The sequence below is a fragment of the Luteibacter rhizovicinus genome (assembly GCF_004342265.1).
In the GTDB taxonomy this organism is placed as follows: Bacteria; Pseudomonadota; Gammaproteobacteria; order Xanthomonadales; family Rhodanobacteraceae; genus Luteibacter; species Luteibacter rhizovicinus_B.
Genome location: NZ_SMCS01000009.1, coordinates 43,457 through 63,028, shown reverse-complemented (window position 1 = coordinate 63,028; position 19,572 = coordinate 43,457). Strand labels below are relative to the sequence as shown.

Annotated in this window: 15 protein-coding genes and 1 tRNA gene; all 16 read left to right on the top strand. The window is 61.2% G+C overall.

The window, feature by feature from the left end:
* Nucleotides 1-57 precede the first annotated feature (57 nt).
* Nucleotides 58-1,248 carry an elongation factor Tu gene (gene tuf / locus EC912_RS17485; protein ID WP_132146712.1) on the top strand — a complete coding sequence of 397 codons (1,191 nt, stop codon included), beginning with the start codon at nt 58-60 and terminating at the stop codon, nt 1,246-1,248.
* A 98-nt stretch (nt 1,249-1,346) separates the two neighbouring features.
* Nucleotides 1,347-1,422, top strand: a tRNA-Trp gene (locus EC912_RS17480).
* An 85-nt stretch (nt 1,423-1,507) separates the two neighbouring features.
* Nucleotides 1,508-1,903, top strand: a complete 396-nt coding sequence (gene secE / locus EC912_RS17475) for a preprotein translocase subunit SecE (protein ID WP_132146709.1) — start codon at nt 1,508-1,510, stop codon at nt 1,901-1,903.
* A gap of 8 nt (nt 1,904-1,911) precedes the next feature.
* Complete coding sequence (nusG, locus tag EC912_RS17470; protein WP_132146706.1) at nt 1,912-2,472, top strand: transcription termination/antitermination protein NusG; 561 nt, start codon at nt 1,912-1,914, stop codon at nt 2,470-2,472.
* 185 nt (nt 2,473-2,657) lie between these two features.
* Entirely contained in the window at nt 2,658-3,086 is a 429-nt protein-coding gene (rplK, locus tag EC912_RS17465) for a 50S ribosomal protein L11 (RefSeq protein WP_132146703.1), read from the top strand.
* A 3-nt stretch (nt 3,087-3,089) separates the two neighbouring features.
* Nucleotides 3,090-3,791, top strand: a complete 702-nt coding sequence (gene rplA, locus EC912_RS17460) for a 50S ribosomal protein L1 (protein ID WP_132146700.1) — start codon at nt 3,090-3,092, stop codon at nt 3,789-3,791.
* A gap of 339 nt (nt 3,792-4,130) precedes the next feature.
* Nucleotides 4,131-4,664, top strand: coding sequence for a 50S ribosomal protein L10 (rplJ, locus tag EC912_RS17455; RefSeq protein WP_132146697.1), 534 nt, complete (start codon nt 4,131-4,133; stop codon nt 4,662-4,664).
* Nucleotides 4,665-4,708: 44 nt separating this feature from the next.
* Nucleotides 4,709-5,077 (top strand): 50S ribosomal protein L7/L12, encoded by a 369-nt coding sequence (rplL, locus tag EC912_RS17450; protein ID WP_132146694.1) that lies wholly within the window; start codon nt 4,709-4,711, stop codon nt 5,075-5,077.
* Nucleotides 5,078-5,289: 212 nt separating this feature from the next.
* Nucleotides 5,290-9,459 carry a DNA-directed RNA polymerase subunit beta gene (gene rpoB / locus EC912_RS17445; RefSeq protein WP_132146691.1) on the top strand — a complete coding sequence of 1,390 codons (4,170 nt, stop codon included), beginning with the start codon at nt 5,290-5,292 and terminating at the stop codon, nt 9,457-9,459.
* Nucleotides 9,460-9,484: 25 nt separating this feature from the next.
* Entirely contained in the window at nt 9,485-13,702 is a 4,218-nt protein-coding gene (gene rpoC, locus EC912_RS17440; RefSeq protein ID WP_132146688.1) for a DNA-directed RNA polymerase subunit beta', read from the top strand.
* 171 nt (nt 13,703-13,873) lie between these two features.
* A complete protein-coding gene (gene rpsL / locus EC912_RS17435; protein ID WP_036115505.1) occupies nt 13,874-14,248 on the top strand; it encodes a 30S ribosomal protein S12 in 375 nt (124 codons plus the stop codon).
* A gap of 16 nt (nt 14,249-14,264) precedes the next feature.
* Nucleotides 14,265-14,732, top strand: coding sequence for a 30S ribosomal protein S7 (rpsG, locus tag EC912_RS17430; protein ID WP_132146685.1), 468 nt, complete (start codon nt 14,265-14,267; stop codon nt 14,730-14,732).
* Between the two features lie 27 nt (nt 14,733-14,759).
* Nucleotides 14,760-16,889: an elongation factor G gene (gene fusA, locus EC912_RS17425; RefSeq protein ID WP_132146682.1), complete on the top strand. Its 2,130-nt coding sequence runs from the start codon at nt 14,760-14,762 to the stop codon at nt 16,887-16,889.
* A 52-nt stretch (nt 16,890-16,941) separates the two neighbouring features.
* Nucleotides 16,942-18,132: an elongation factor Tu gene (gene tuf, locus EC912_RS17420; RefSeq protein ID WP_132146679.1), complete on the top strand. Its 1,191-nt coding sequence runs from the start codon at nt 16,942-16,944 to the stop codon at nt 18,130-18,132.
* A gap of 463 nt (nt 18,133-18,595) precedes the next feature.
* Entirely contained in the window at nt 18,596-18,907 is a 312-nt protein-coding gene (gene rpsJ, locus EC912_RS17415) for a 30S ribosomal protein S10 (RefSeq protein WP_014402136.1), read from the top strand.
* A gap of 20 nt (nt 18,908-18,927) precedes the next feature.
* A complete protein-coding gene (rplC, locus tag EC912_RS17410) occupies nt 18,928-19,569 on the top strand; it encodes a 50S ribosomal protein L3 (protein WP_132146676.1) in 642 nt (213 codons plus the stop codon).
* The last annotated feature ends 3 nt before the right edge of the window (nt 19,570-19,572 follow it).

The window sequence follows — 19,572 nt, the reverse complement described above, 5'->3', positions numbered from 1 at the left end:
CGATACCGATTCGGTTTTATTTTCATTACTCATTGACTCCATTGGGGTTTAGCGCGCATGGCAAAGAAAACGTTCGAACGCACCAAGCCGCATGTCAACGTCGGCACCATCGGTCACGTCGACCACGGCAAGACGACCCTGACGGCGGCTCTCACCAAGGTTGGCGCTGAGCGCTTCGGTGGTGAATTCAAGGATTACGGCTCGATCGATGCTGCTCCGGAAGAGAAGGCTCGTGGCATCACGATCTCGACCGCCCACGTCGAATACGAGTCGCCGAACCGTCATTACGGTCACGTCGATTGCCCGGGCCACGCCGATTATGTGAAGAACATGATCACGGGTGCGGCGCAGATGGATGGCGCGATCCTGGTTTGCTCGGCCGCTGACGGCCCGATGCCGCAGACCCGCGAGCACATCCTGCTCTCGCGTCAGGTCGGTGTACCGTACATTGTCGTGTACCTGAACAAGGCCGACCTGGTCGATGACGCCGAGCTCCTCGAGCTCGTCGAAATGGAAGTGCGCGAACTGCTGTCGAAGTATGACTTCCCGGGCGACGACACTCCGATCATTTCGGGTTCGGCGCGTAAGGCGCTCGAGGGCGACCAGTCCGAGATGGGCGTGCCGTCGATCGTCAAGCTGGTCGATGCGCTGGACAGCTGGATTCCGCAGCCGGAGCGCGATATCGATAAGCCGTTCCTGCTGCCGGTCGAGGACGTGTTCTCGATCTCGGGTCGCGGCACCGTTCTCACGGGTCGTGTCGAGCGCGGCATCGTCAAGGTGGGTGATTCGGCTGAAGTGGTCGGTCTGAAGGCCACGCAGCAGACGACTGTCACGGGTGTCGAGATGTTCCGCAAGCTGCTGGATCAGGGGCAGGCTGGCGATAACGTCGGCGTGCTGGTCCGTGGTCTGAAGCGTGAAGACGTCGAGCGCGGCCAGGTTCTGTCCAAGCCGGGCAGTGTTACGCCGCATACCGATTTCGAAGGCGAGGTTTACATCCTCTCGAAGGATGAGGGTGGCCGTCATACGCCGTTCTTCAGCAACTATCGCCCGCAGTTCTACTTCCGTACCACCGACGTCACCGGCTCGATCAAGCTGCCGGAAGGTGTCGAAATGGTGATGCCGGGTGACAATGTGAAGTTCTCTGTCGAGCTCGGCTTCCCGATCGCCATGGATGTCGGCCTGCGCTTCGCGATTCGTGAAGGTGGTCGCACTGTCGGCGCCGGCGTGGTCTCGAAGATTACCAAGTAAGATAAGCGATGCCGATTCGCGGAAGCGAATCGGCACCCGGTCGCGAGGCGGGTAAGTCGAAAGGCTGCCCGCCATCGCGTTTACCCTGTTTTATCAGTACGCCAGTAGCTCAATTGGCAGAGCAGCGGTCTCCAAAACCGCAGGTTGGGGGTTCGAGTCCCTCCTGGCGTGCCATTCCAGAGGACCAAGGGTGGGTGACGAAGGATGATCGTGAGGCCTCGTGCCCCCGGGCGTCCGTACGGTACCCGCCCAAGTGCGTATGAACACTAAGGCAGAACAAGCCAAGGGTATGGGCCCCGCCGACATCGGCAAGCTTGCGCTTGCGTTCGTCGTGCTCGCCGCGGGTATCGTCGGCTTTTACTATTTCAGTAATGACGCCAGCGTGCCGCAGGCTGCGCGCGTGGTTGGCGTTATCGCGGCCATCGTGGCCGCATTCGCTATCGGTGCCTTCACCCAGCCGGGTCGCAAACTGCGCGTATTCTTCGCCGAATCCCAATTCGAGCTGCGCAAGGTCGTCTGGCCGTCGCGCGACGAAACGCTGAAGACCACGGGTATCATCATCGTGGTTGTCATCATTCTCTCGCTGCTGATGGGGCTGATCGACTTCTTGCTGAAGACGGTCGTGCTCGATTGGCTGCTTAAGCTCGGACATTGAGGTAAGGCATGAGCAAGCGCTGGTACGTGGTTCACGCCTATTCTGGTTTCGAACATCAGGTCAAGCGCGCGCTTGACGAGCGCATTAAGCGCGAAGGCATGGAAGAAAGATTCGGTGAAATCCTGGTTCCGACCGAGGAAGTCATCGAGATGCGCGGCGGCCAGAAGCGTCGCAGCGAGCGCAAGTTCTTCCCCGGTTATGTCCTGGTCCAGATCGAAACCGATACCACCGGCAAGTCGCCGCGTATCGACGACGAAAGCTGGCATCTGGTCAAGGAAACCCCGAAGGTCATGGGTTTCATCGGTGGTACGGCGGACCGTCCGCTGCCTATCCGCGACAGCGAAGCCGATAATATTCTCAGCCGCGTCCGCGAGGGTGTGGAGAAGCCGCGCCCCAAGGTGCTTTTCGAGCCGGGCGAAATGGTCCGCGTTACCGAAGGCCCGTTCAACGATTTCAACGGTGTGGTCGAGGAAGTGAACTACGAAAAGAGCCGCCTGCGTGTCGCGGTGCTCATTTTCGGTCGCTCGACCCCGGTCGAACTCGAATTCGGTCAGGTGGAGAAGGCCTGACGGCCAGCTCCTTCGGCACAGGGTTTGCTTAAGCCCGGCCGGATGCCTATAATGCTCGGTTCACGCTGGCGCCTTTCGGCCCGGCGTGTCCGTGTTTCAGGGGTTCGCAGGCAGCGAACCCAGGTATTCAGGGAAGTCTTACAGCGAGGAGCCTCACAGGCGTCTGAACTCGCGAGGATAGTCGAATGGCAAAGAAAGTCATTGGTTACATCAAGTTGCAGGTTAAGGCCGGTCAGGCTAACCCGTCGCCGCCGGTGGGTCCCGCCCTCGGTCAGCGCGGTCTGAACATCATGGAATTCTGCAAGGCGTTCAATGCCGCCACGCAGAAGCTGGAGCCGGGTCTCCCGATCCCCGTGATCATCACGGCCTATTCCGACCGTACCTTCACCTTCATCACGAAGACCCCGCCCGCCACGATCCTTCTCAAGAAGATCACCGGCGTCGCGAAGGGTTCGCCGAAGCCGAACACCGATAAGGTGGGCAAGGTCACTCGTGCCCAGCTGGAAGATGTTGCGAAGCAGAAGGAGCCGGATCTCACGGCTGCCGATCTGGATGCCGCCGTGCGTACGATCGCCGGCAGCGCGCGCAGCATGGGTCTGGTAGTGGAGGGTTAAGACATGGCAAAGCTCACTAAGCGTATGAAGGCGGCAACGGCCGCTGTGCAGCACGGCAAGTCCTACGGTCTCGACGAAGCGTTGAAGATCGTCAAGGACAACGCCAAGGCCAAGTTCGCCGAGTCGGTGGACGTTTCGGTTCGCCTCGGCATCGACGCGAAGAAGTCCGATCAGGGCGTTCGTGGTTCCTCGCTGCTGCCGCACGGCACCGGCAAGACGATCCGCGTCGCTGTGTTCGTGCCGGCTGGCGAAAAGGCTGACGCGGCTCTTGCCGCGGGCGCCGACGCCGTCGGTATGGACGACCTGGCCGAGAAGATGGCCGCTGGCGATCTGAACTACGGCCGCGTCATTGCTACGCCGGACGCGATGCGCGTCGTCGGTAAGCTCGGTCAGGTGCTCGGTCCCCGTGGCCTGATGCCGAACCCGAAGGACGGCTCGGTCACGGCCGACGTCGCTACGGCGGTCAAGAACGCCAAGGCGGGTCAGGTCAAGTTCCGTAACGACAAGGGCGGCATCATTCACGCCACGATCGGCAAGGCAAGCTTCGACGCTGCCCAGCTGGCCGACAACCTGAATGCGCTGATCGCCGATCTGCTGAAGGCCAAGCCGGCTGCCGCCAAGGGCCAGTACCTCCAGAAGATCTCGCTGTCGAGCACGATGGGCGTGGGTGTCGCTGTCGATACGTCGACCGTCACCACCAAGTAAGAATCAAGTCCCGCGCCGGCACTGTCCGGCGTGGGCATGTTTTTGAAGGCAGCCCCGATCGAAAGATCGAGGTCGCCGTCAAAGACCGCAGGCGCTATCAGCGCGCGATGACGACGAGCAAGGAGCTCGTGTAGGCATGGAAACGCCGTCGTCGCTAGCGGGATCGCTTAATCGGGTTTCTCGCAAATCCGGCCTGCGCAGATGGTGCTGCCCCTTCTGGAATCGTGTTTTCTGGAAAGGCCACCACCCGGGACACCCCGTGTCCCCGACGTCACGGATGGCGTCGCTCAGGACCGCAAGCGGCAGGAGCCGTAAGCGGAGTTCATTTGGAGGAGTGCAATGGCTCTCAATCTGTCTCAGAAGCAAGAAGTAGTCGCCGAGCTGGCAGAAGTCGCGGCTAAGGCTCACTCCTTGATCGCCGCCGAGTACGCAGGCACCACGGTCTCTCAGATGACCGCGATGCGTAAGAAGGCTCGCGAGTCGGGCGTTTTCTTGAAAGTTGTCAAGAACACGCTGGCTGCGCGCGCTGTGGGTGGTACCGAATTCGAGGTCGTCAAAGACGCCCTGGTCGGTCCGCTCCTGTATGCGTTCTCGCTTGAGGAACCCGGTGCAGCCGGGCGCCTGATCAAGGAATTCGCGAAGACCAACGACAAGCTGATCGCGAAGGTCGTGTCGGTGGAAGGCAAGTTGCTTCCGGCCGCTCACGTCGACGTGCTGGCCTCGCTGCCGACCCGTCAGGAAGCCCTGGCGATGCTGGCGCGCGTCCTGTCCGAGCCGGTCGCGATGTTCGCCCGCGCCGTCAAGGCAGTGGCCGACAAGCAGGGTGGCGGCGATGTTGTCGCCGAAGTCCCCGCTGAAGCCGAGCCCGCCTAAGTTCGCCGACTATCAAACCGAATCAAATTTCAGAGGTTAATCAAATGTCCCTTTCCACCAACGAAATCGTTGAAGCCGTTGCCGCCAAGTCGCTCATGGAAATCATGGAGCTGGTGAAGGCGATCGAAGAGAAGTTTGGCGTTTCGGCTGCCGCTCCGGTTGCCGCTGCTGCTGCCGGTCCGGCCGCTGCCGCTGCTGAAGAGCAGACCGAGTTCGACGTCATCCTGAAGTCGGCTGGCGACAAGAAGATCGACGTCATCAAGGTCGTCCGCGCCATCACGGGTCTCGGCCTGAAGGAAGCGAAGGATCTGACCGAAGCCGGTGGCACCGTGAAGGAAGCCGCCAGCAAGGACGACGCTGCGAAGTTCAAGAAGGATCTCGAAGCTGCCGGCGCCACGGTCGAACTGAAGTAATCGACGCCTTGGGCGTCGTTTATTCGACCTAGCGTCAAGCAAGCCTGGGGGCGTAAGCCCCCGGGCTTTGCCTGTTCCGGAAAGAAGTTGTGTTTTTGTCCGTCGGTAATGGGACATCGGGATTCACCCGATTCCCGATCTCCGATTACCGATTTCATCATTAGCCGGTGTGTGCACCACCGGCGTCACTGCGAACCGAGGCGGCTCCCACCATGACCTACTCGTTTACCGAGAAGAAGCGCATCCGTAAGGATTTCGGCAAGCGGCCCCCTGTACTGGGCGTGCCCAACCTGCTGACGATCCAGACCGACTCGTATAAGGAATTCCTGCAGGAGCAGACCGCGCCCAAGCAGCGCGAGGAAAAGGGTCTGCATGCCGCGCTGAAGTCCGTCTTTCCGATTTCCAGCTATTCCGGCAACGCCGCCCTCGAGTACGTTGAGTACCGTCTGGGCGAGCCGGCGTTCGACGAGCGCGAGTGCCGCAACCGCGGCATGACGTTCGGCGCGCCGCTGCGCACGACCGTGCGCCTTGTCATTTACGACAAGGACAGCCCGGCGTCGAAGAAGGCCGTGAAGTACGTGAAGGAACAGGAAGTCTACATGGGCGAAATTCCGCTCATGACCGACACTGGTACCTTCATCATCAACGGCACCGAGCGCGTTATCGTCTCGCAGCTGCATCGTTCGCCGGGCGTGTTCTTCGATCACGACCGCGGCAAGACGCACAGCTCGGGCAAGCTGCTGTTCTCCGCGCGCGTCATTCCTTACCGTGGTTCGTGGCTCGATTTCGAGTTCGACCCGAAAGATGCGCTGTTCACGCGTATCGACCGTCGCCGCAAGCTGCCGGTTACGGTGCTTTTGCGTGCGCTGGGCTACAACAACGAAGAGATCCTCTCGATCTTCTTCGAGCACAACGTATTCCACCTCGGCAAGAAGGGCGGCACCACGCTCGACCTCGTCGCCGAGCGTCTGCGCGGTGAAACCCTCTCGTTCGACCTCATGCTCGACGGCAAGGTGCTGGTCGAAGCCGGCAAGCGCATCACTGCGCGTCACGTTCGCCAGCTCGCCAGCGAGAAGATTACGACGCTCGAAGTGCCGGACGACTATCCGGTCGGTCGCATCGTCGCTCTTGATATGGTCGACAAGGAAACGGGCGAAGTCATCGCCGCGGCGAACGACGAGATCACGCTCGATCATCTCGAGCGCTTCCGCAAGGCCGGTATCGAAACGATCCCGACCCTGTACGTGAACGATCTCGATCGCGGCGCGTACATCTCGAACACGCTGCGCATCGACAACACGCGCACGCAGCTCGAAGCCCTGGTCGAAATCTACCGGATGATGCGTCCGGGCGAGCCGCCGACCAAGGATGCCGCGCAGAACCTGTTCTTCAATCTGTTCTTCACGTTCGACCGTTACGACCTTTCGGCCGTCGGTCGCATGAAGTTCAATCGTCGTGTGGGTCGCAAGGACGTTCTCGGTCCTGGCGTGCTCTACGACCACAAGTACTTCAGCGAGCGCAAGGAAGAAGAGTCGCAGCGTCTGGTCGCCGAGCAGGGCGAGACGTCGGACATTCTCGACGTGCTGCGCGTACTCATCGATATCCGTAACGGTATCGGAACGGTCGACGACATCGATCACCTCGGTAACCGCCGCGTCCGTTCGGTCGGCGAAATGGCCGAGAACACCTTCCGCATCGGCCTCGTCCGTGTGGAACGTGCCGTGCGCGAGCGTCTGTCGCTGGCCGAATCCGAAGGCCTGACCCCGCAGGAGCTCATCAACGCCAAGCCCGTCGCGGCCGCGGTGAAGGAGTTCTTCGGTTCGTCGCAGCTTTCGCAGTTCATGGATCAGAACAACCCGCTGTCCGAAGTGACCCATAAGCGTCGTGTATCGGCGCTTGGACCAGGCGGTCTGACGCGCGAGCGCGCCGGCTTCGAAGTGCGCGACGTTCATCCGACCCATTACGGTCGCGTCTGCACCATCGAAACGCCGGAAGGCCCGAACATCGGTCTGATCAACTCGCTGGCCGTGTACGCCCGCACCAATGCCTACGGCTTCCTCGAGACGCCGTACCGCAAGGTCGAGAACGGCAAGGTCACCGACAAGGTCGATTACCTCTCCGCGATCGAAGAGGGCGACCACGTCATCGCGCAGGCGAACTCGCCGCTGACGAAGGAAGGCAAGTTCATCGAGGACTTCGTCTCCTGCCGTTTCCGTGGTGAATCCGAGCTGCGTCCGTCGGCCGAGATCAACTACATGGACGTCTCGCCGATGCAGACCGTTTCGGTCGCCGCGGCGCTCGTCCCGTTCCTCGAGCACGATGACGCGAACCGCGCGCTCATGGGCGCGAACATGCAGCGCCAGGCCGTTCCGACCTTGCGCAGCCAGAAGCCGCTCGTCGGCACGGGCATCGAGCGCGCCGTGGCGCGCGACTCGGGCGTTACCGTGTCCGCCAAGCGCGGCGGCGTCATCGACCAGGTCGATGCCGCGCGTATCGTCGTGCGCGTCAACGAAGTCGAAGTCGGTGACAACGACGCCGGCGTGGATATCTACACGCTGACCAAGTACACCCGCTCGAACCAGAACACCAACCTCAACCAGCGTCCGCTGGTGAACGTGGGTGACATCGTTGCGGTGGGCGACACGCTGGCCGACGGTTCGTCGACCGATCTGGGCGAGCTCGCGCTCGGCCAGAACATGCTCGTCGCGTTCATGCCGTGGAACGGTTACAACTTCGAAGACTCGATCCTCATCTCCGAGCGCGTCGTGCAGGAAGATCGTTACACCTCGATCCACATCGAGGAAATGACCTGTATCGCACGCGACACGAAGCTGGGCGCGGAAGAAATCACCGCGGATATCCCGAACGTGGGCGAGCAGGCGCTCGCACGCCTCGACGAGTCCGGCATCGTGTACATCGGTGCGGAAGTGAAGGCGGGCGACATCCTCGTCGGCAAGGTCACGCCGAAGGGCGAGAGCCAGCTGACGCCGGAAGAAAAGCTCCTCCGCGCGATCTTCGGCGAGAAGGCCTCGGACGTTAAGGACAGCTCGCTGCGCGTGCCCCCGGGCATGGACGGCAATGTCATCGACGTGCAGGTCTTCACCCGCGACGGCATCGAGAAAGACAAGCGTGCCAAGCAGATCGAAGAAACCGAACTGAAGCGTATCCGCAAGGATCTCGACGACCAGTTCCGCATCCTCGAGGGCGCGATCTACGCCCGTATGCGTAGCCAGCTGAACGGCAAGACCGCGATGAGCGGCCCGGGTGGCCTGAAGCGCGGCGCCGTCATCGACAACGCGTACCTCGACACGCTGAAGAAAGACGACTGGTTCAAGGTCAACGTCAAGGAAGAAGACGTCGCCGAATTCCTCGAGCGTGCGGCCGATCAGGTCAAGCGCCACAAGGAAGCCTTCGAGAAGCGCTTCAAGGAAAAGCAGGGCAAGATCACCCAGGGCGACGACCTCGCTCCGGGCGTACTCAAGATGGTGAAGGTGTACCTCGCCGTTAAGCGCCGCATCCAGCCGGGCGACAAGATGGCCGGCCGTCACGGTAACAAGGGTGTCGTGTCGATGATCGTTCCGGTCGAGGACATGCCGTTCTCCGCCGACGGTCGTCCGGTCGACATCGTGCTGAACCCGCTGGGCGTGCCTTCGCGTATGAACATCGGTCAGATTCTCGAAGTCCATCTGGGCTGGGCCGCCAAGGGCCTGGGCCACAAGATCGAGCGCATGATCGAAGCCAACGAGAAGCCCGCGAAACTGCGCGAGTTCCTCGACGAGGTCTACAACCACGGCAATGCCGGTGCGGAAGGTGCGGTGCGCCACGTCGACCTGAAGTCGATGACGGACGCCGAGATCGTCGAGCTCTCCAATAACCTGTGTGACGGTGTGCCGATGGCTACGCCGGTCTTCGACGGTGCGGAAGAGTCCGAGATCAAGCACATGCTGAAACTGGCGGACCTGCCGGAATCGGGTCAGACGACGTTGTTCGACGGTCGTACCGGCGAAGCATTCGATCGCCCGGTCACCGTGGGCTACATGCACATGCTGAAGCTGAACCACCTGGTCGACGACAAGATGCATGCGCGTTCGACCGGTCCGTACTCGCTCGTCACCCAGCAGCCGCTTGGTGGTAAGGCGCAGTTCGGCGGTCAGCGCTTCGGCGAAATGGAAGTCTGGGCGCTGGAAGCATACGGTGCGGCATACACGCTGCAGGAAATGCTCACCGTCAAGTCGGACGATGTGCAGGGCCGCAACCAGATGTACAAGAACATTGTCGACGGCAACCACGAGATGTCGGCGGGTATGCCGGAATCCTTCAACGTGCTCGTGAAGGAAATCCGTTCGCTCGCTATCGACATCGAGCTGGAAGAGATCAAGTGATCGTCGCGGCTACCGGAGATTACGCATGAAAGACCTGCTCAATCTGTTCAACCAGCAGCGACAGACGCTGGATTTCGACGCGATCAAGATCGCTCTGGCTTCGCCGGAGCTGATCCGTTCGTGGTCGTTCGGTGAAGTCAAGAAGCCGGAAACCATCAACTACCGTACGTTCAAGCCTGAGCGTGATGGCCTGTTCTGCGCCGCGATCTTCGGACCGGTCAAGGACTACGAGTGCCTGTGCGGCAAGTACAAGCGCATGAAGCACCGCGGTGTGGTTTGCGAGAAGTGCGGCACGGAAGTGACGCTGGCCAAGGTGCGTCGCGAGCGCATGGGCCACATCGAGCTTGCCAGCCCGACGGCGCATATCTGGTTCCTGAAGTCGCTGCCGTCGCGCATCGGCCTCATGCTGGACATGACGCTGCGCGACATCGAACGCATCCTGTACTTCGAAGCGTTCGTCGTGATCGATCCAGGCCTGACCGCGCTCGAGCGCGGTCAGCTGCTCAGCGAAGACCAGTACCTGGAAGCGACCGAAGAGCACGGCGACGAGTTCGATGCCCGCATGGGTGCCGAGGCCGTCTACGAGCTGCTGAAGAGCCTCGACCTGCCGGGCGAAGTCATTCGCCTTAAGGAAGAGATCACGTCGACCAATTCCGAGACCAAGCTCAAGCGCCTCACGAAGCGCGTGAAGCTGATCGAGGCGTTCCTGGAATCGGGCAACAAGCCGGAATGGATGGTCATGACCGTCCTTCCCGTGCTGCCGCCCGATCTGCGTCCGCTCGTCCCGCTGGACGGCGGCCGTTTCGCGACGTCCGATCTGAACGACCTGTACCGCCGCGTCATCAACCGTAACAACCGCCTGAAGCGTCTGCTCGAACTCGCCGCGCCCGATATCATCGTGCGTAACGAAAAGCGCATGCTGCAGGAATCGGTCGATGCGCTGCTCGACAACGGCCGTCGCGGTCGTGCCATCACCGGCACGAACAAGCGCGCGCTGAAGTCGCTGGCCGACATGATCAAGGGCAAGCAGGGCCGCTTCCGCCAGAACCTGCTCGGCAAGCGCGTCGACTACTCCGGCCGTTCGGTCATCGTGGTCGGCCCGACGCTGAAGCTGCACCAGTGCGGTCTGCCGAAGAAGATGGCGCTCGAGCTGTTCAAGCCCTTCATCTTCGCGAAGCTGCAGGCGCGTGGCGAAGCCACGACGATCAAGGCCGCGAAGAAGCTCGTCGAGCGCGAAGAAGCCCAGGTGTGGGACATCCTCGAGGACGTGATCCGCGAGCATCCCGTCATGCTGAACCGTGCGCCGACGCTGCATCGTCTGGGTATCCAGGCGTTCGAGCCGGTGCTGATCGAAGGCAAGGCGATCCAGCTGCATCCGCTCGTCTGTACGGCATTCAACGCCGACTTCGACGGTGACCAGATGGCCGTCCACGTGCCGTTGTCGATCGAAGCCCAGCTCGAAGCCCGCGCGCTGATGATGTCGTCGAACAACATCCTGTCGCCCGCGAACGGCGAGCCGATCATCGTGCCGTCGCAGGACGTGGTCCTGGGTCTGTATTACATGACCCGCGAGCTCATCAACGCTAAGGGCACCGGCATGGTGTTCGCGAACGTCGCCGAGGTTCGTCGTGCATACGACAACCGCGCCGTCGAACTGCACGCCAAGGTCAAGGTCCGCGTTCGCCTGGTCGAACTGGCCGAGGAGGGCGGTGCGCTCTCCGAGCGTGTGGCCATCGTCGACACGACGGTCGGTCGCGCGCTGCTCATGGAAATCATCCCGAGCGGCCTGCCGTTCGCGCTGGTCAACACCGAGCTGACCAAGAAGAACATCTCGCGCCTCATCAACCAGAGCTACCGTCTGCTCGGTCTGAAAGAGACCGTCGTGTTCGCCGATAAGCTGATGTACACGGGTTTCCGCTTCGCTACGCGTGCGGGTATCTCGATCGGCATCGACGACATGAAGATCCCGGCCGAGAAGAAGGGCATCCTCGAGGAAGCCGAGAAGGAAGTCGTCGAGATCCAGGAGCAGTACCAGTCCGGTCTCGTGACCGCCGGCGAGCGCTACAACAAGGTCGTCGACATCTGGTCCCGCACCAACGAACTCGTCGCCAAGGCGATGATCGACGGTATCGGTACCGAGAAGGTCGTCGATGCCGACGGCAAGACGGTCAACCAGAAGTCCATGAACTCGCTGTACATCATGGCCGACTCCGGTGCGCGAGGCAGTGCGGCGCAGATTCGTCAGCTGGCCGGTATGCGTGGCCTGATGGCCCGTCCCGATGGCTCGATCATCGAGACGCCCATCAAGGCGAACTTCCGCGAAGGCCTGAACGTTCTGCAGTACTTCAACTCCACCCACGGTGCCCGTAAGGGTCTCGCGGATACGGCGCTGAAGACCGCGAACTCCGGTTACCTGACCCGTCGTCTCGTCGACGTGGCCCAGGACGTCGTCATCACCGAACACGATTGCGGCACGGAAGACGGCGTCATGATGGCCCCGATCGTCGAAGGCGGCGACGTGGTCGAGCCGCTGCGCGAGCGCGTCCTCGGTCGCGTGGTCGTCGAAGACGTCTACGCCCCGGGCGACGACGATCAGGCGATCGTCACGCGCGACACGCTGCTGGACGAAGGCCTCGTCGACAAGCTCGACAAGGCCGGCGTGCAGCTGATCAAGGTGCGTTCGCCGATCACCTGCCGCGCGAGCCACGGTGTCTGCGCTCTGTGCTACGGCCGCGATCTGGCTCGTGGTCACCTGGTCAACATGGGTGAGGCCGTGGGCGTTGTCGCCGCACAGTCCATCGGTGAGCCGGGTACCCAGCTGACGATGCGTACGTTCCATATCGGTGGTGCGGCTTCCCGTGCCGCCGCCGTGGATAACGTCACTGTTCGCACCACCGGCGCGCTGAAGTTCAACAACCTGAAGTCGGTCGAGCATTCGCAGGGTCACCTGGTGGCCGTGTCGCGTTCGGGCGAAGTCAGCGTCATCGACGTCAACGGTCGCGAGCGCGAGCGCTACAAGGTGCCCTACGGCGCAACGATCTCGGTCAAGGACGGCGATCCGGTCAAGGCCGGCCAGACCGTGGCCAACTGGGATCCGCATACCCATCCGATCGTCACGGAAGTGGCCGGTGTGGTTCGTTTCATCGACTTCATCGACGGCATCACCGTGCAGTCGCAGACCGATGAGCTGACGGGTCTGGAAAGCGCGGTCGTCACCGATCCGAAGCGTCGTGGTACGCAGGCGAAGGATCTGCGCCCGATCGTGCGCCTGGAAGACAGCAAGGGCCGCGAGCTCAAGCTGCCGGGTACCGATATCGCCGCGCAGTACTTCCTGCCGGCCGGTGCGATCGTGTCGATCCAGAACGGCGCCGAAGTGGGCGTGGGCGACGTCGTCGCCCGTATCCCGCAGGAAACGTCGAAGACCCGCGATATCACCGGTGGTCTTCCGCGCGTCGCCGATCTGTTCGAAGCCCGCAAGCCGAAGGAGCCGGCGATCCTCGCGGAGCGTTCGGGTATCGTCAGCTTCGGCAAAGACACCAAGGGCAAGCAGCGTCTCATCATCAAGGATGTGGACGGCAACGAGCACGAAGAGCTGATCCCGAAGTGGCGTCAGGTCATCGTCTTCGAAGGCGAGCATGTGGAGAAGGGCGAAACCGTCGTCGACGGCGAGCCGAATCCGCATGACATCCTGCGCCTGCTGGGTGTGGAGCCGCTGGCTTCGTACCTGGTCAAGGAAATTCAGGACGTCTACCGTCTGCAGGGCGTGAAGATCAACGACAAGCACATCGAAGCGATCATTCGCCAGATGCTCCGCAAGGTCGAGATCAGCGAGGCTGGCGACAGCAATTACCTGCGCGGCGAGCAGGTCGAGCGTGTCCGGATCAACGGCGAAAACGAGCGTGCGGAAGCCCGCGGCGAGCGTCGTGCGGAGTTCGATTCGGTCCTGCTCGGCATCACCAAGGCGTCGCTGGCTACCGAGTCGTTCATCTCGGCGGCCTCGTTCCAGGAGACCACCCGCGTCCTTACCGAGGCGGCGGTCCGTGGCACGCGCGACACGTTGCGTGGCCTGAAGGAAAATGTTATTGTTGGGCGGCTAATCCCTGCGGGCACGGGTCTGGCTTATCACGCTGCGCGTCGTAACCAGGGCGGTCTTACCGCCTCGGAGCTCGAAACCCTCTCGGGTTCGGCTTCGGTTGCCAGCTTCGCAGAAGCTCCCGCCGGGTCCAACGATAGCGCCGAGTAAAGCCCGTTAGGGCAATGCTCGTACATACGAAATGAGGTGCATGGAGGCGCCTCGTGTTCGGTTCATGGATGATGGGTGTCGGTCTGCCTGGCAGACGACCCATGTTAACAACCCGCTTCTTGGCAGACCGAGCCTTCGGTCTGCCTTTATGTTTCTCAGGAATAGCTTCGCATGACGACAGTCAACCAGTTGGTGCGCAAATCCCGCAGCCCGAAAGCGTATAAGAGCGCTTCCCCGGCCCTGCAGAGCAGCCCGCAGCGCCGCGGTGTTTGCACGCGTGTTTATACGACCACCCCGAAGAAGCCGAACTCGGCCCTGCGTAAGGTTGCCAAGGTGCGCCTGACCAATGGTTTCGAGGTCATCAGCTACATCGGTGGCGAAGGTCACAATCTGCAGGAGCACTCGGTTGTTCTGATCCGTGGCGGTCGCGTCAAGGATCTTCCGGGTGTGCGTTACCACACGGTTCGCGGCAGTCTCGACTGCGCCGGCGTGACCAAGCGTCGCAAGTCGCGCTCGAAGTACGGCGCCAAGCGCCCGAAGAGCTGAGCAAAGGACAAGAATTATGTCGCGTAAAGGTTCCCATCCCGCCCGTGTGGTCCTCCCGGACCCGAAGCACGGAAGCCAGCTTATTGCCCGCTTCATCAATATGGTGATGAAGAGCGGCAAGAAGTCCGTAGCCGAAAGCATCGTTTACGGCGCCCTGCAGCAAATCGGCGAAAAGCACGCCGAGCCGGTGCAGCTCGTCGAGAAGGCTTTGGCGAATATCGCTCCGGCCGTCGAGGTTAAATCCCGTCGTGTCGGTGGCGCCACGTACCAGGTTCCGGTCGAAGTGCGTCCGGGTCGTCGTATGGCTCTTGCCATGCGCTGGGTGATCGACTCCGCGCGCAAGCGTGGTGAGACGTCCATGCCGCGCAAGCTTGCCGCTGAACTGCTCGAGGCTTCGGAAAGCCGCGGCGGCGCAGTGAAGAAGCGCGAAGAGACGCACCGTATGGCGGAGGCCAACAAGGCCTTCTCGCATTACCGCTGGTAATCACAGCTTAGATTTCGAGGAAAGACCGTGGCACGCACTACGCCCATCGACCGCTACCGCAACTTCGGCATCATGGCTCACATTGATGCCGGTAAGACCACGACCACGGAACGCATCCTGTTCTATACCGGTGTCAGTCACAAGATTGGCGAAGTGCACGACGGTGCGGCCACGATGGACTGGATGGAGCAGGAGCAGGAGCGTGGTATCACCATTACGTCCGCTGCTACCACCTGCTTCTGGAAGGGCATGGATGGCCAGAAGGAACAGCACCGCTTCAACATCATCGACACCCCGGGGCACGTCGACTTCACCATTGAAGTCGAGCGTTCGCTGCGCGTGCTCGATGGTGCGGTGTTCGTCCTGTGTGCCGTCGGTGGCGTTCAGCCGCAGTCCGAGACGGTGTGGCGTCAGGCCAACAAGTACAAAGTGCCGCGTCTTGCCTTCGTCAACAAGATGGACCGCACCGGTGCGAACTTCAACAAGGTCGTCGACCAGCTGAAGGCGCGTCTCGGTGCCGTTGCCGTTCCGATGCAGGTGCCGATCGGCGCCGAGGAAAACTTCGAAGGCGTGATCGATCTTCTGAAAATGAAGGCGATCATCTGGGACATGGAATCCCAGGGCATGAAGTTTAAATACGAAGAGATTCCGGCGAACCTGCAGGGTACGGCGGAAGATGCGCGTGCCTTCATGGTCGAATCCGCTGCCGAAGCGGACGAAAACCTGATGAACAAGTACCTCGAAGAGGGCGAGCTCAGCGAAGACGAGATCACCTTCGGTCTTCGTACGCGCGTGCTGAAGAACGAGATCATCCCGGTTTACTGCGGTACGGCGTTCAAGAACAAGGGTGTGCAGGCTATGCTCGACGCCGTCGTCGAGTTGCTGCCGTCGCCGTCGGATCGTCCGCCGGTCGAAGGCGTCGATGACGACGAGAAGCCGGACACCCGCAAGGCTGACGACAAGGCTCCGTTCTCGGCCCTGGCGTTCAAGATCATGACCGATCCGTTCGTCGGTTCGCTCACGTTCTTCCGTGTGTACTCGGGCACGCTGAACTCCGGTGATTTCGTGTACAACCCGGTCAAGAGCAAGAAAGAGCGTATCGGCCGTATTCTGCAGATGCACGCCAATGAGCGTCACGAACTGAAGGAAGTCTGCGCGGGCGATATCGCCGCCGCGGTCGGCCTGAAGGACGTCACGACCGGTGACACGCTGTGCGCGCAGGATCACATCATCACTCTCGAGCGCATGACGTTCCCGGAGCCGGTGATCTCGATGGCGGTCGAGCCGAAGACCAAGTCGGACCAGGAAAAGATGGGCGTCGCTCTCGGCCGTCTGGCCGCGGAAGATCCGTCGTTCCGCGTTCGTACGGACGAAGAGTCGGGTCAGACGATCATCTCGGGCATGGGCGAGCTTCACCTGGACATCCTGGTGGACCGTATGCGTCGCGAGTTCAACGTCGAGGCCAACGTCGGCAAGCCGCAGGTTGCTTACCGCGAGACGATTCGCTCGCTCGACGTCAAGTCGGATTACAAGCACGCCAAGCAGTCCGGTGGTAAGGGTCAGTACGGTCACGTCGTGATCGAACTGTCGCCGATCAGCGATGCCGATCGTGCGGATCCGAAGATCGCTGCGTCGATCAAGGACGACTTCCTTTTCATCAACGACATCACGGGTGGCGTGATTCCGAAGGAATTCATCCCGTCGGTCGAAAAGGGCCTGCGCGAAACCATCACCAGCGGTCCGCTGGCTGGCTTCCCGGTGGTTAACGTGAAGGCCAAGCTGGTCTTCGGTTCTTACCATGACGTCGATTCCTCGGAAATGGCGTTCAAGCTCGCCGCTTCCATGGCCTTCAAGCAGGGCTTCAACAAAGCCAGCCCGGTTCTTCTCGAGCCGATCATGAAGGTCGAGATCGTGACGCCCGAAGACTATATGGGCGACGTGATGGGCGACATCAGCAAGCGTCGCGGCATGCTCACCGGTCAGGAAGATACGCCGTCGGGTAAGACGATCGATGCTGAAGTCCCGCTGGGTGAAATGTTCGGTTACGCCACGACCATTCGCTCGCTGACCCAGGGTCGCGCGACGTTCACGATGGAGTTCCTCAAGTACGCCGAGGCTCCCGCGAACATCGCCGAGCAGGTCATGAAGAAGGGCTGATCGCCCCTGTCTTTAACAGTCCAAGTATCAGATATCCAGAGGTTTTTGAGTCATGGCAAAGGGTAAGTTCGAACGCACCAAACCGCATGTCAACGTCGGCACCATCGGTCACGTCGACCATGGCAAGACCACGCTGACGGCAGCGCTGACCAAGATCGGCGCAGAGCGCTTCGGTGGCGAGTTCAAGGGTTACGACCAGATCGACGCGGCTCCGGAAGAGAAGGCTCGTGGTATCACGATCTCGACCGCCCACGTGGAATACGAATCGGCCGCGCGTCACTATGCGCACGTCGATTGCCCGGGCCACGCCGATTATGTGAAGAACATGATCACGGGTGCGGCGCAGATGGATGGCGCGATCCTGGTTTGCTCGGCCGCTGACGGCCCGATGCCGCAGACCCGCGAGCACATCCTGCTCTCGCGTCAGGTCGGTGTACCGTACATCCTTGTGTACCTGAACAAGGCTGACCTGGTTGACGACGCCGAGCTTCTCGAGCTCGTCGAAATGGAAGTGCGCGAACTGCTGTCGAAGTATGACTTCCCGGGCGACGACACTCCGATCATTTCGGGTTCGGCGCGTAAGGCGCTTGAGGGCGACCAGTCCGAGATGGGCGTGCCGTCGATCGTCAAGCTGGTCGATGCGCTCGACACCTGGATCCCGACGCCGGAACGCGACGTCGACAAGACCTTCCTGATGCCGGTCGAAGACGTGTTCTCGATCTCGGGTCGCGGCACCGTTGTCACGGGTCGTATCGAGCGCGGCATCATCAAGGTTGGCGACGAAATCGAAGTCGTCGGTATCCGCGACACGCAGAAGACGACCGTCACGGGCGTCGAGATGTTCCGTAAGCTCCTCGACCAGGGTCAGGCAGGCGACAACGCCGGTCTGCTGCTGCGTGGTCTGAAGCGTGACGACGTCCAGCGCGGCCAGGTTCTGGCCAAGCCGGGCTCGATCAAGCCGCACACCGAGTTCGAAGCCGAAGTCTACGTTCTGTCGAAGGACGAAGGCGGCCGTCACACGCCGTTCTTCAACAACTACCGTCCGCAGTTCTACTTCCGCACGACCGACGTTACCGGCGCTTGCAAGCTGCCGGAAGGCATCGAGATGGTGATGCCGGGCGACAACGTGAAGATGACGGTGACCCTGATTCACCCGATCGCCATGGACGATGGCCTGCGTTTCGCGATTCGCGAAGGTGGCCGTACTGTCGGCGCCGGCGTGGTTGCCAAGATCGTCAAGTAAATAGCGGATACTGACTGGCCGGTTAGGCAGTCTGACTGCAAAGGCGGGGACGAAAGTCCCCGCCTTTTTTTATGGACGAATAACATGGTTGAAATAAAAGCTTGTCTTTTATTTTTCAGTGAAGTATATTCGACGAGTTATATGTCACCTGCCTTAAGTGGAGAGGGTGGCCTCACCGCGAAATGAGGTGCACGGATGTGCTTCGAGTTCGCTTACAGGGATCGTTGCGGGAGTTCCGTGTCAGCAAGGCGTCAGCCCTGTTGACGGTGGCGTTCGCGCATTTTATACTTTTCTGTCTGGGCAGGCCGATATCTCGGCCTGCCCAGCATTTTAGGGCCGGCTTCGGTGCTTCGAAAGCACTCGACGCTGGTCCGTTGTTGTAACTGCAGTGCAATGGTTGTGCGGAGCGGTGAGAAGCCACTCCGTTTACAGAATGTTCTTTCGATAACAGGACACGGTTTTTATGGCGAACCAAAAGATTCGCATTCGGCTCAAGGCGTTCGATCATCGTCTGATCGACCGTTCGGCCAGCGAAATCGTCGAGACGGCCAAGCGCACTGGCGCCACGGTCCTCGGCCCGATCCCGCTGCCGACCAAGATTGAGCGCTACACCATTCTGGTGTCGCCGCACGTCGACAAAGATGCCCGCGACCAGTACGAAACCCGTACGCATAAGCGCGTTCTGGACATCGTCGACCCCAATGACAAGACCGTGGACGCGCTCATGAAGCTCGATCTTGCCGCCGGCGTCGACGTGCAGATCAAGCTCGGTTGAGCGAATTACAGGATACGAAGATGAGTATCGGACTGGTTGGCCGCAAATGCGGCATGAGCCGGCTCTTCACTGAAGACGGCCGCTCGATTCCGGTGACGCTGATTGAAGCGACCCCGAATCGTGTGACGCAAGTGAAGACCGAAGAAAATGACGGCTATTCCGCGGTGCAGGTCACCACGGGTGTGAAGCGTGCCTCGCTTCTCACGCAGCCGGCGAAGGGTCACTACGCCAAGGCTAAAGTTGAGCCGGGCCGTGGCCTGTGGGAATTCCGCGTTACCGCGGACGACGCTGGCAAGTATGCCGTCGGCACCGAGATCAAGGCGGACGATGTTTTCTCCGTCGGGCAGACGGTCGACGTCGCCGGTGTGTCGAAGGGTAAGGGCTTCCAGGGCACCATCAAGCGTCACCATTTCAAAATGGGCGACGCCACGCACGGTAACTCGCTGTCGCATCGCGCCCCTGGCTCGATCGGCCAGCGCCAGACGCCGGGCCGCGTGTTTCCTGGTAAGAAGATGTCCGGCCACATGGGTGCGGTCAATCGCACCAGTCAGGGCCTGGAAGTGGTCAAGGTCGACGCCGAGCGTCACCTGATCGCTGTCAAGGGTGCTGTCCCGGGCGCGCCTGGCGGTGACGTTGTCATCCGTCCGACGACCAAGGGTTGAGGA

What these genes read in the sequence shown, in the direction of transcription:
- tuf (WP_132146712.1), top strand. Translation starts at nt 58, where the DNA reads ATGGCAAAGAAAACGTTCGAACGCACCAAGCCGCATGTCAACGTCGGC.
- secE (WP_132146709.1), top strand. Translation starts at nt 1,508, where the DNA reads ATGAACACTAAGGCAGAACAAGCCAAGGGTATGGGCCCCGCCGACATC.
- nusG (WP_132146706.1), top strand. Translation starts at nt 1,912, where the DNA reads ATGAGCAAGCGCTGGTACGTGGTTCACGCCTATTCTGGTTTCGAACAT.
- rplK (WP_132146703.1), top strand. Translation starts at nt 2,658, where the DNA reads ATGGCAAAGAAAGTCATTGGTTACATCAAGTTGCAGGTTAAGGCCGGT.
- rplA (WP_132146700.1), top strand. Translation starts at nt 3,090, where the DNA reads ATGGCAAAGCTCACTAAGCGTATGAAGGCGGCAACGGCCGCTGTGCAG.
- rplJ (WP_132146697.1), top strand. Translation starts at nt 4,131, where the DNA reads ATGGCTCTCAATCTGTCTCAGAAGCAAGAAGTAGTCGCCGAGCTGGCA.
- rplL (WP_132146694.1), top strand. Translation starts at nt 4,709, where the DNA reads ATGTCCCTTTCCACCAACGAAATCGTTGAAGCCGTTGCCGCCAAGTCG.
- rpoB (WP_132146691.1), top strand. Translation starts at nt 5,290, where the DNA reads ATGACCTACTCGTTTACCGAGAAGAAGCGCATCCGTAAGGATTTCGGC.
- rpoC (WP_132146688.1), top strand. Translation starts at nt 9,485, where the DNA reads ATGAAAGACCTGCTCAATCTGTTCAACCAGCAGCGACAGACGCTGGAT.
- rpsL (WP_036115505.1), top strand. Translation starts at nt 13,874, where the DNA reads ATGACGACAGTCAACCAGTTGGTGCGCAAATCCCGCAGCCCGAAAGCG.
- rpsG (WP_132146685.1), top strand. Translation starts at nt 14,265, where the DNA reads ATGTCGCGTAAAGGTTCCCATCCCGCCCGTGTGGTCCTCCCGGACCCG.
- tuf (WP_132146679.1), top strand. Translation starts at nt 16,942, where the DNA reads ATGGCAAAGGGTAAGTTCGAACGCACCAAACCGCATGTCAACGTCGGC.
- rpsJ (WP_014402136.1), top strand. Translation starts at nt 18,596, where the DNA reads ATGGCGAACCAAAAGATTCGCATTCGGCTCAAGGCGTTCGATCATCGT.
- rplC (WP_132146676.1), top strand. Translation starts at nt 18,928, where the DNA reads ATGAGTATCGGACTGGTTGGCCGCAAATGCGGCATGAGCCGGCTCTTC.